The organism is Pseudomonas sp. Irchel 3E19, from assembly GCF_900187585.1.
GTDB classification, from domain to species: domain Bacteria; phylum Pseudomonadota; class Gammaproteobacteria; order Pseudomonadales; family Pseudomonadaceae; genus Aquipseudomonas; species Aquipseudomonas baetica.
The window spans coordinates 41,266-52,313 of record NZ_FYDT01000043.1 but is presented as its reverse complement, the minus strand read 5'-3'; the positions used below and the strand labels follow the sequence as shown (position 1 = coordinate 52,313).

The 11,048-nt window shown below is 57.9% G+C and carries 10 protein-coding genes; 4 read left to right on the top strand and 6 right to left on the bottom strand.

Annotation, left to right across the window (positions count from 1 at the left end):
- The coding region (locus CKW18_RS22620; protein ID WP_141233123.1) for a transposase at nucleotides 1-340 on the top strand (340 nt) is incomplete at its 5' end.
- A 434-nt stretch (nucleotides 341-774) separates the two neighbouring features.
- Here the strand turns inward: CKW18_RS22620 and CKW18_RS22615 are convergent.
- Complete coding sequence (locus CKW18_RS22615; RefSeq protein WP_064392879.1) at nucleotides 775-1,209, bottom strand: YhcB family protein; 435 nt, start codon at nucleotides 1,207-1,209, stop codon at nucleotides 775-777.
- Nucleotides 1,210-1,353: 144 nt separating this feature from the next.
- Here CKW18_RS22615 and CKW18_RS22610 point away from each other — a divergent pair, with 144 nt between their 5' ends.
- From CKW18_RS22610 to zapE, 3 genes are all read left to right on the top strand, one after another.
- Nucleotides 1,354-1,983: an alpha/beta hydrolase gene (locus tag CKW18_RS22610; RefSeq protein ID WP_095190833.1), complete on the top strand. Its 630-nt coding sequence runs from the start codon at nucleotides 1,354-1,356 to the stop codon at nucleotides 1,981-1,983.
- A gap of 24 nt (nucleotides 1,984-2,007) precedes the next feature.
- Nucleotides 2,008-3,363 carry a tryptophan--tRNA ligase gene (locus tag CKW18_RS22605; RefSeq protein ID WP_095190831.1) on the top strand — a complete coding sequence of 452 codons (1,356 nt, stop codon included), beginning with the start codon at nucleotides 2,008-2,010 and terminating at the stop codon, nucleotides 3,361-3,363.
- Nucleotides 3,364-3,453: 90 nt separating this feature from the next.
- Complete coding sequence (gene zapE / locus CKW18_RS22600; protein WP_034156483.1) at nucleotides 3,454-4,548, top strand: cell division protein ZapE; 1,095 nt, start codon at nucleotides 3,454-3,456, stop codon at nucleotides 4,546-4,548.
- A gap of 60 nt (nucleotides 4,549-4,608) precedes the next feature.
- Here zapE and CKW18_RS22595 read toward each other — a convergent pair whose 3' ends face one another.
- From CKW18_RS22595 to CKW18_RS22575, 5 genes are all read right to left on the bottom strand, one after another.
- On the bottom strand, nucleotides 4,609-5,583 hold the full coding sequence (locus CKW18_RS22595; RefSeq protein ID WP_095190830.1) for an asparaginase: 975 nt from the start codon (nucleotides 5,581-5,583) through the stop codon (nucleotides 4,609-4,611).
- Nucleotides 5,584-5,660: 77 nt separating this feature from the next.
- On the bottom strand, nucleotides 5,661-6,872 hold the full coding sequence (locus tag CKW18_RS22590) for a hypothetical protein (RefSeq protein ID WP_095190829.1): 1,212 nt from the start codon (nucleotides 6,870-6,872) through the stop codon (nucleotides 5,661-5,663).
- Between the two features lie 14 nt (nucleotides 6,873-6,886).
- Nucleotides 6,887-7,774 (bottom strand): nitrilase family protein, encoded by an 888-nt coding sequence (locus CKW18_RS22585; protein ID WP_095190828.1) that lies wholly within the window; start codon nucleotides 7,772-7,774, stop codon nucleotides 6,887-6,889.
- Nucleotides 7,775-7,974: 200 nt separating this feature from the next.
- Nucleotides 7,975-9,924 (bottom strand): FAD-dependent oxidoreductase, encoded by a 1,950-nt coding sequence (locus CKW18_RS22580; RefSeq protein WP_095190827.1) that lies wholly within the window; start codon nucleotides 9,922-9,924, stop codon nucleotides 7,975-7,977.
- Between the two features lie 175 nt (nucleotides 9,925-10,099).
- Nucleotides 10,100-10,996 (bottom strand): GlxA family transcriptional regulator, encoded by an 897-nt coding sequence (locus tag CKW18_RS22575; protein ID WP_170947306.1) that lies wholly within the window; start codon nucleotides 10,994-10,996, stop codon nucleotides 10,100-10,102.
- Nucleotides 10,997-11,048 lie beyond the last annotated feature (52 nt).

Below are 11,048 nucleotides of genomic sequence, written 5' to 3'. Positions count from 1 at the left end.
GGATTTGCTGGCGGCCAACCAAGCGTTGATGACGGTCTACTTGATGAAAGCTGAACTCAAAACGCTCTGGACGCCAAGTACCGCCTGGGGCTGGAGATCAGCCTGGAAGCAATGGCTGCGCCACGCTGATGAAAGCGCGATACCGGCTCTGATCCTGTTCGCCAAACGGCTAAAGGGTTACTGGCGGGGAATCGTCAGCCGGGTTCGCTGGCCGATGCACACGGGGCAGTTGGAAGGCATAAACAATCGAATAAAGGTTATCAAACGGATGGCGTACGGTTACCGGGATAGCGAATTCTTTTTCATGAAAATCAAGAGCGTCTTTCCCGGTAATCCGTGAAGAACCATTTTTTTGTCCGGGCAGTGCCGGCCTCTTCGCGGGCAAGCCCGCTCCCACAGGTATTGGCGGTGGCCACAAAACCTGTGTTCCACACCAGACCCCTGTGGGAGCAGTAAGGTGGTCAGCAACAGCAACAGCAACAGCAACAGCAACCGGGCACGGTTCAGCAGTATCCGTAACTGATTGCCTGAATGAAGAAATGCCTGATCCTGTGATCGGGCATTTTTTTGTCCGGGCAGTGCCGGCCTCTTCGCGGGCAAGCCCGCTCCCACAGGTATTGGCGGTGGCCACAAAACCTGTGTTCCACACCTGACCCCTGTGGGAGCGGGCTTGCCCGCGAAGAGGCCCGTGTTGTCACCGCAAAATCAGCAGATACAAAAAAGCCCCCGGACAACAGCATTGTCCGGGGGCTTTTTGTTGGGCGCGAAACCCGATTACTTCTTCAGACCATAATGCTCATCGAGCATGCCCGGCGAGTTCGGGGTCTTCGGTGCGTAGTCGCGCGGTGGCTCCTGATCGCGCGGTGGCGTCAGGCGTTCGCGCGGTGCCTGCGCAGCGTCAGCGTGCAGGGCAGCGATCAAACGCTGGCGGGTCTGCTCGTCCAGGGCCAGACGATTGGCGCCCTCGGCGAGATGATCCTGCACTTCCTGATAGCTCTGGGTCAGCTTCTTTACCAGCATCGCGGTGCTGTTGAAGTGGGTGACCACCTCGTTTTGATAACTGTCGAAACGCTCCTGGATATCATCCAGTTGACGCTGCGTACGGCTCGGCGCCGCGTTCGGCGCAACACGCGCGATCAGGAATCCAATGGCGACACCCACAACCAGGGCAAGAGTCGGTAACAACCAAACTAAGAGCGAGTGTTCCACGAGTCCTTCCTCTATAAACGGCTTTGCTTTACGTTAACGGCTCGAACCTGCGCTGTATACCGCGATTCACTCGCAATAGATTGGCACAGACAATTTGCTAGACGAGTCGACCCGATTCGAGGTCACGGAGTTCCTTCCTTGCTGATGCGTGAAACCCCTGTAGTGATTGATGGCCCAGTCGGTCAACTGGAAGCTTTGTATCTGGATAACGAGCAGCCGCGCGGCATCGCGCTGATCTGCCATCCGAACCCGGTGCAGGGCGGCACCATGCTTAACAAGGTCGTCTCGACCCTGCAGCGTACCGCGCGCGACGCCGGCCTTATCACCTTGCGCTTCAACTATCGCGGCGTTGGCGCCAGCGAAGGCACGCACGACATGGGCACTGGCGAAGTCGATGACGCTCAGGCCGCTGCTGCATGGCTGCGAGAAAAACACCCGGATCTGTCACTGACTCTGTTCGGTTTTTCCTTCGGCGGATTTGTTGCAGCAAGTCTCGGTGGTCGTCTCGAAGCCCAAGGCGTGCAGCTCAACCATCTGTTCATGGTCGCTCCAGCGGTAATGCGCCTGAGCGATCAGGATCAACTGCCAGAGCATGGCGAGTTGACCGTGATCCAGCCGGAAACCGACGAAGTGATCGATCCGCAACGGGTTTACCAATGGTCTGAAAAACTCCAGCGCCCCCATGAGCTGCTGAAAGTGGCAGAATGCGGACACTTTTTTCATGGCAAGTTGACCGATCTCAAGGATCTGATCCTGCCGCGTCTCTCGAATTGATTGCAGTCTGACAAGCGATTACCCATGACGAACCGTACCCGTATCCTTACCGGCATCACCACCACCGGCACGCCGCACCTGGGCAACTACGCCGGCGCCATTCGCCCGGCGATCCTCGCCAGCCGCGACAGCAATGCCGATTCGTTCTACTTTCTGGCCGACTACCACGCCCTGATCAAATGCGATGACCCGCTGCGCATCCAGCGCTCGCGTCTGGAAATCGCTGCGACCTGGCTGGCCGGTGGCCTGGATGTCGATCGTGTGACCTTCTACCGTCAGTCCGATATTCCGGAAATCCCCGAGCTGACCTGGTTGCTGACCTGCGTCGCGGCCAAGGGCCTGCTCAACCGCGCCCACGCCTACAAGGCCTCGGTGGACAAGAACGTCGAGACCGGCGAAGACCCGGATGCCGGCATCACCATGGGCCTCTACAGCTACCCGGTGCTGATGGCCGCGGACATCCTGATGTTCAACGCGCACAAAGTGCCGGTCGGTCGCGATCAGATCCAGCACGTGGAAATGGCCCGCGACATCGGCCAGCGCTTCAACCACCTGTTCGGTCAGGGCAAAGAGTTCTTCACCATGCCCGAAGCGCTGATCGAGGAAAGCGTGGCGACGTTGCCAGGCCTCGACGGTCGCAAGATGTCGAAGAGCTACGACAACACCATCCCGTTGTTCTCCAGCGCCAAGGATATGAAGGACGCGATCTCGCGGATCGTCACCGACTCCAAAGCGCCGGGCGAAGCCAAGGATCCGGACAACTCGCACCTGTTCACCCTGTTCCAGGCATTCGCCACGCCAGCGCAGGCTGACGAATTCCGCAGCGAACTGCTCGGCGGTCTGGGTTGGGGCGAGGCGAAGAACCGTCTGTTCCAGCTGCTCGACAATGATTTGGGCGAGGCGCGCGACAAGTATCACCAGTTGATCGAGCGTCCGGCGGATCTGGAAGACATCCTGCAGATCGGCGCCAAAAAGGCCCGCGCCGTGGCCACGCCGTTCCTCAACGAACTGCGTGAAGCGGTTGGCCTGCGTTCGTTCGTCAATCAGGTTCAAGTGGCTGCGACCACCAAGAAGAAAGCCGCGAAAGCTGCGCGCTTCGTCAGTTTCCGTGAGGACGACGGCAGCTTCCGTTTCCGTCTGCTGGCGGCCGATGGCGAGCAACTGCTGCTGTCGCGCAACTTCGCCGATGGCAAAACCGCAGGGCAGGTGACCAAGCAACTGCAATCCGGCCAACCACTGGACGTGCGCAGCGAAGACCTGAGCTTCAGCGTGTGGCTGGAAGGCGAGTGCGTCGGCGACAGCCCGGCGTTCGCTGACAGCGCGGCACGCGAGGCGGCCGTAGAGGCTCTGCGCGTTGCTCTGACACCGGTTCAGGAATAATCCGCGGCTCGGCCCGACCAAGGGCTGATTGCCATTCCCACGGGCCGTCGCTACAGTGACGGCCCGTTTTTGTTGCCTTGCTAACGAATTATGACGCCCCTAGAACGATACCAAGCTGATCTGAAACGCCCGGACTTCTTCCATGACGCCGCGCAGGAAACTGCTGTGCGTCATTTGCAGCGCCTGTACGAGGATCTGATCGCCGCCGATCAGAACAAGCCGGGCCTGCTGAGCAAACTGTTTGGCAAAAAGGATCAGACGCCGGTCAAGGGTCTGTATTTCTGGGGCGGCGTGGGTCGCGGCAAGACGTACCTGGTCGACACTTTTTTCGAAGCGCTGCCGTTCAAGGAAAAGACCCGCACGCACTTCCACCGTTTCATGAAGCGTGTGCACGAAGAGATGAAAACCCTCGGCGGCGAGAAAAACCCGCTGACCATCATCGCCAAACGTTTTGCGACTGAATCGCGGGTTATCTGCTTCGATGAGTTCTTCGTTTCTGACATCACCGACGCGATGATTCTCGGCACGCTGATGGAAGAGCTGTTCAAGAACGGCGTAACCCTGGTCGCAACATCGAACATCGTTCCGGACGGCCTGTACAAGGACGGCCTGCAACGCGCGCGCTTCCTGCCAGCCATCGCGCTGATCAAGCAGAACACCGAGATCGTCAACGTCGACAGCGGCGTCGACTATCGTCTGCGTCACCTCGAACAAGCGGAACTGTTCCACTATCCGCTCGACGAAGCCGCTCACGAGAGCTTGCGCAAGAGCTTCAAGGCGCTGACGCCGGAATGCACAGCAGCCGTCGAGAACGACGTGTTGATGATCGAGAACCGTGAAATTCGTGCATTACGCACTTGCGATGACGTGGCCTGGTTCGACTTCCGCGAACTGTGCGACGGCCCGCGTAGCCAGAACGATTACATCGAACTGGGCAAAATCTTCCACGCCGTGCTGCTCAGCGGTGTCGAGCAGATGAGCGTCACTACCGATGACATCGCCCGACGCTTCATCAACATGGTCGACGAGTTCTACGACCGTAACGTGAAGCTGATCATTTCTGCCGAAGTCGAGCTGAAAGACCTGTACACCGGCGGGCGCCTGAATTTCGAGTTCCAGCGCACGCTGAGCCGTCTGCTGGAGATGCAATCGCACGAGTTTCTGTCGCGGGCGCACAAGCCTTGAACAGATTCGGCGAATAAAAAAGGGCCTGCAATTGCAGGCCTTTTTTTGCGTTCGGATTAATCAAGCGAGAAAGTTCGATACGTTGTTTTGTTGCTGGCAACCGACCAGCAGCCACAACAGGATCCTCGCTTTACGCGGACAGACAAAACCGGCCATCACCGCGCCGCGCAGGATCAAATCCATCTCACTGCCCTTGAATCCATAGGTAGATTTAGCCGTGGACCCGGAGCCTGTGCGAGTCGCAATGATCACCGGTATTTTTCCGGCAACGCTTTCGATGACGTCGGCCCATTGCTCGGAAACATGTCCTGCACCAAAGGCAGCAATGACCAAACCGTCATAGCCGAGCGTGATGACATTTTCCAGAAACAGGCTATCGGCCGACAACGAGGCCTCCAGCAAGGCAATTTTCTGGCCCGTGTGCCCAGGCAGCGGTAGAACCGTGCGCTTGTGGGGTGGGCGTAGATAGTGAACCGTGTCTTCTACCAGTAATCCGGCGGGCCCGACGATGGGGGAGGAGAACGCCTGCAACGCCAGAGAATCAGCTTTGCGTACGGCATTGGCCGAATGAATCTGCCCATGGATGACCACTTGAACGCCACGCTGACGGCTGCTTGCCGCTAATGCCACCTGGCAGGCATTCAGCAGATTGGCTGGGCCGTCGGCGCCGGGATGTGCAGCCGAACGCATGGCGCCGGTCAGGACCAGCGGTTCGTCGTGATCCCATAGATGATCGAGGAATGTGGCTGTTTCCTCCAGAGTGTCGGTGCCCTGGGTAATCACCACCCCAATCGCCCCTTGCCTGACCTGGTCGCTCGCCCAGGCAAGAACACTCAACAGGAAGTCGAAATCCAGCGATGCGCTGGGCAACAGCCCAAGGGTTTCAACGGTCATGCGTGCTTGCGTCTGCAATTGCGGCACCGAAGCCAGAAGGGTGTGTGCGTCAACCGTAGGGATGACGCCCTCGCCGACAGACTTTGCTTGCATGCTTACGGTGCCACCTACCGCCGCGATTGCTAGTTTTGGCAACGCCATTTGATACCTCGCACGGTTGTGATGAGAGAGTGCTGTATCTGGAACTCAAGGCCAGATACAGCTGAACACGGCAGGCTTCAGTCAGCGATCAGCCATCCGATCAACGGAATGATGACGGCCGTGCTCACGGCCATCGACAATACATTGCCGATAAAACCATGCATGTCCGGCGGCAACCGCTTGGCCAGCGCACAGGCCAGCGGTGGAGCCATCAACGCGCCAAGTAGCGCACTGAGTGCGATCACCGACCAGCTGCCACCATACGTCAGGACCGCCGCCGGAACGACCGACACCAGTGGCACGTAAGTGGGATACCAGCCGCGTTGTATCCATTGCCGCCGCCAGATCACCACGCCCAGCGCCGACGTCAGTGCTTGTGCAGCGATCAGTTGCGGTAAAACTGCGGAGCCGTAAACCGGACTCAGCGGGTTCAAGGTGAATGCCAGCAAAGCGCCCAGTATCAGGCCGAGGCTGGCCCATTCGTTGCCATAGAACGGTGCCTCGGAAAAGTCTGCAAGTACACGACGCAAGCTCCATACGACGCCGTAGTCAGGTTTCTTTTCGGGTAACGGCGCGGGCGTGGATTTTTTTGCTTCGTCGGTGTGAGCGGATTTCACCAGGCTTGGCAGATACCGGCAGAGCAGGAACGCGAGGACGCTGGCCACCGCCATGCCCGAGACGTTACCGATGACAACAGGCAATTGGAGCGGGTTGACCACATAGTTGACGAACAACAGGCTCATCGGGGTAACCAGCAGGGCACCCATGATTGCGCCATTGATCGTGACCTTCCAGCCGCCGCCGAACATCAACACCATGGCCGCCGGCAGAGAGACGAAGGCGGCAAAGGTCGGTTGCCAACTGGTGGAAGTGACCGTCCAGCCCCACAGCAGATTGCTCAACAGCAAGCCAAGCAAAGAGCTGGTGACGAGCCACGGCCAGAGTCCGCTGCCGTAACAAATGGCGAAGCCTTGCCACGCCTTGCCCGTTCGATTCGCCCAGTAAGCCAGATAAGCACCGGCCAGCAGCCCGATTGAGGCGAATTCATGTTTGTAGAATGCGACCTCGCTGATGTCTCCCAACACCCAGCGCACCCAGGCGCTTGCGTCAGGCAGGCTCGACACCATGTGGTTGTAGTCCGGCCAAGAAGCCGCCCAGGACGTGCGGTAAGTGAATGACAGCCAGATGATCGACAGGATCGTGCCAAGCATCAGCAGGACGATCGAGGTGTCCATCGGCGTTCTGGAGAGCGGGCGGATGGCCAGTTTTGCTTCTGTAGTGTTTCCCATGGTCAGGCCCCTTGTCAGCGTGGAAGGCAAGGGTGGTGGCGGTAACCCAGCATCGAGTCGTAGAGGTCGCCGCGACGATCACGATGCAGGTCGTTCAAACTGTTCCAGATGGGCGCACTGCGTGAACTGGTCAGGTCGATATCAGCAAACAGGATTTCCTGTTTATCTGCCGATGCCACTGCGCCAATCGGCCAGCCATTGGTGCCGGCAATCAATGAGCAGCCGAGATAGCGCGCACCGCGTTCCTCGCCGATGCGACTGGCTGCGGCGATGAACACATTGTTGACGTGTGCGGCTGTCATGGTCAGATACGACGCCATGCATTTGCCGGCCTCGTCAAAAAGAGGAGGAGGGGTCCAGACCCAATTGTTCAAGCTGCAGATAATGTCCGCGCCTTGCTGAGTGAGGATCCTCGGTACCTCGGGGAACCAGATATCCCAGCAGATCAACAAGCCTATTCGGCCAATGGGCGTTTCGAATACCGGGAAACCCAGGTCGCCTGGCGTGAACCACAGCTTTTCCAGATTCCACAGATGTGCCTTGCGATATTTGCCAATGAAGCCGTCGGGCCCTACCAGCACGGCGGTATTGAACAACCGCATGCCATCTCGCTCGGTCAAACCCGCTGCCAGATAAACGTTGTGCTCGCGGGCGAAGTTCATCCACGCCTGAACACTGGGGCCATCGGGAATCAACTCCGAGTGATCGAAGGCATCCTGCCGATTGCTGAAGAAATACCCGGTGCTGGACAGCTCGGGCAGGACGATCAGATTGGCGCCGCCATTGGCGGCTTCTTGAGCCAGAATCAAGCTCTGGCGAAGGTTCTCGCGCTGGTTTTCGATACCGACCTGAGGGTCGAACTGGATAACTGCTAGACGAACTGGGCTGACTGACTCGCTCATTTCAAATGACCCTTTCTTATTGTTATTCACGTTGTGGAGTTGCGTGGTCATAAGAAATGAAAAGCCAGTGCGAGTAAGTCAGCCACTTCCGTTTAGGCAGTAGTCCATTTCCCGCGCTTGCTGGACTCGGGAACGGGAATACGCATGGCAGGCCTGCAACCAGGCGCGTAGTAGAGGGGCTGGAGGGCCGAAAGGGGCGCTCAGGTTGCGATTTTGTAGTGCGGGTAATCGCTCATCGAAAAACCGCCATTGAAGGTCGCCGCGGTTTTGTCACAGATGTGAATGACTGCGTCGATAGCGCCTCTGAAGCACGGTTCTGTCCAGCCGGCATCCACCGAAAACGATTCGCCACACAGATACAGTCCCGAGGCGTGGGCGAAATCGCGGTTGTATTTCATCAGGCTGACAGCATCGTAGTAGCCACCGGGTCGATAAAGCTTTGCGCATCCCAGTGCATTTTTGTCGGTGATCCAACGATGTACCACGGCTTTATCGAGCCCTATATACGGAGAAATACGTTCCTGGATATTGGCTGATTTCATCAGGATTCGATCCAGCTCCTTGGCGCATCGGGTCACCAACTCCTTGTCGGTGAACAGACCGAGCTTGGTGGCGTCATCTTCCCAGGTATAACTCAGGAGAATGCAGTCGTAGCTGTAGTTGTCGTTGTAGCGATAGGTATAAACATCGTGGATGAAACTGTCGGTGACGATGGCCTGAGGGATTTTGCTCTTGCCTGACAAGAATGATTTTTTCAGGGGGGCGAAGACCTTGCAGCTGGTTTCCCAATGCGCCGTCTTGTAAGCGTTGATGATCTCGAAGGGCAGCATTTGCGGCGTGAAGTTTTCGAGTTTTACCCGGGTTTCAAGTAGCCAGGAAGGCAGTGTGATGATGACCGAGTCAAAGTCATCGAATTGCTCCTGGGTATATTGGGGCATGCTGTGCCTGACGTTGAAATACACTCGCGACTTCAAGTTGCCGAGTTTCTCGATGCGGGTAACAGAGGTATCCATGAGCAAACCGTCAGGTCGTTTCAGGCAATGCTCGTAGAAGGAGTCGGCGGCTTCATCGGGCTTCATGAACAGCAGGCATTCAGCGAGCGCTGCGAGCCCGATGTAGCGGGGTTTTTCGAAGCTTTGTCCGGTGGAGTCAAATATCGCATTACTGTGCAGAAGGGGGGAGTCGGCTAACGGATCACCCGCCGCGTTGACGCGACCCTGGATCAGTTGCAACTGGCTGCTGAAACCAAAAATGGCGGTGCGTAACGGGTAGAGTGAACACACGTCATAAAAAGCCCCCCAACTGCCATCGCCGATACCGATGGCATAGAACAGCGCCGATTCCTTCGCATTCATTCCCATACCGCCAAAGTCACCAGGCGCATTTGTGTCCCAGGTATCGAGCACCGCCATGCTGACCAGATCTCGAAAGGACACGCTTTCGTATTTTTCGACAATGGCGGCCCACATCGCTTCCCATTCATTGCTTGCGTAAGCGCGCGCAACGTGGCGTGTCATGCGATCGGCGAATGCCTTCCATTTGGCATGAACCGCCTGCAGGTCTGCTCCGGGTGGGGCTGTGTCACCGTCTGCATTTTTCCAGATGAGCATTTGCGGCGTCCGTTCATCGCTCATGCTGCCTTCACGCAGGAAGATGCCGGTAGAAGTGACCCATTGGCTGCCTGGATTGGCGAAGTCCGAAAAGGCCAGGTCAAACGCTTTGGTGTAATAAGCCATCAGCGAGCGCCCCTCTGTTGGCGATTCGCCCGCTCGATTGAAAAAGGGCATGCGCATCGCGCCCATTTCAAACGGCGTATGGCTGGCCGACGAGCGCGGGCTGCCTGGCACGGTCAGGTGTCTGCCGCCCACGCGGGTGGATTGTTCGATCAATGTGATGTCGGTAAAACCGCAGCGGTGCAATTCCCTCGCCGCAGTGAGGCCTGTGATGCCGGCGCCGATGATGCAGATTTTGTGTTGCGGTGCAGTCGCTTGTGCGACGCCGTTTGCCTGTTCGACCAGTGCTCGATAGTCGAAACACAAGTCAGGAGGGTTGGGGAAACGGCCAGCCCACGGTGAGTGCTTCGAGCGCTTGGCGCGTGTGGTGTCACCGTTCGCTTGCGACGGGTAGTTATAGCTTGATCCAATAGTCACGACTGATCTTCCCTGATGGTTTTGACAGGAAAGATATTGAACAGCCAGGTCTGCACCGAACAGTCGGCAATCAGGGTGCGCAGGGGCTGTAAATTCGGTTTGTTGCGTGGGAAAAGTACGTTGGCAGGGTTTTCATGTGGGTGCGATGACACCCACATGAAGGTGTTTGCTGCGGTTAAGCAGCCTGCTGAAACTGCTGCCGATACTGGTTCGGCGACAGTTCGGTGTGCTGGCGGAACAAGCGCGCAAAGAAGCTCGCGTCGTCGTAGCCGACCTCATAACTGATGGTCTTGATGCTCTTGCGACTGCCCGAGAGCAAGCCCTTGGCCGTCTCGATGCGCAGTCGTTGCAGGTAGTGCAACGGCTTGTCGCCGGTCGCGGTCTGGAAACGGCGCATGAAGTTGCGAATGCTCATGCCGTGCTCGCGGGCGACATCTTCGAAGCGGAACTTGTCGGCGAAATGTTCTTCGAGCCAGTGCTGGATCTGCAGGATGATCACGTCCTGATGCAGCTTCTGCCCGCCAAAACCGATGCGTCCCGGCGAGTAGCTGCGCTGCACTTCATAAAGAATGTCGCGTGCTACGGCTTGCGCCACATTGGCGCCGCAGAAACGTTCGATCAGGTAAATGTAGAGGTCGCAGGCCGACGTGGTGCCGCCGGCGCAGTAGAGGTTGTCGGCGTCGGTCAGATGCTTGTCCTGATTGAGGAACACCCTCGGGAAACGCTCGGCAAACGCGTTGAAGAAGCGCCAGTAGGTGGTCGCTTCCTTGCCGTTGAGCAGGCCCGCTTCGGCCAGCCAGAACACGCCGGTGGCTTCGCCGCACAAAACGGCGCCGCGGGCGTGTTGCTCGCGCAACCACGGCAGCACTTGTGGGTATCGACTGCACAAGGTGTCGAAGTCGTCCCAAAATGCCGGGAGGATGATGACGTCGGCGTTCTCGAGCTCGCCGTCAACCGGCATGAGGACATCACTGAAGCTGTTCACCGGTTTGCCGTCGGGGCTGACCAGGCGCGTTTCGAACGCCGGGGTCAGGCCGTGGCCCAGTTGTTTACCGTACCGCAGGCTGGCCAGATGGAAGAAATCCTTGGCTTGCATGAGGGTGGAGGCGAAAACCCGGTCAATG

What these genes read in the sequence shown, in the direction of transcription:
- CKW18_RS22605 (WP_095190831.1), top strand. Translation starts at nt 2,008, where the DNA reads ATGACGAACCGTACCCGTATCCTTACCGGCATCACCACCACCGGCACG.
- zapE (WP_034156483.1), top strand. Translation starts at nt 3,454, where the DNA reads ATGACGCCCCTAGAACGATACCAAGCTGATCTGAAACGCCCGGACTTC.
- CKW18_RS22590 (WP_095190829.1), bottom strand. Translation starts at nt 6,872, where the DNA reads ATGGGAAACACTACAGAAGCAAAACTGGCCATCCGCCCGCTCTCCAGA.
- CKW18_RS22585 (WP_095190828.1), bottom strand. Translation starts at nt 7,774, where the DNA reads ATGAGCGAGTCAGTCAGCCCAGTTCGTCTAGCAGTTATCCAGTTCGAC.
- CKW18_RS22595 (WP_095190830.1), bottom strand. Translation starts at nt 5,583, where the DNA reads ATGGCGTTGCCAAAACTAGCAATCGCGGCGGTAGGTGGCACCGTAAGC.
- CKW18_RS22610 (WP_095190833.1), top strand. Translation starts at nt 1,354, where the DNA reads ATGCGTGAAACCCCTGTAGTGATTGATGGCCCAGTCGGTCAACTGGAA.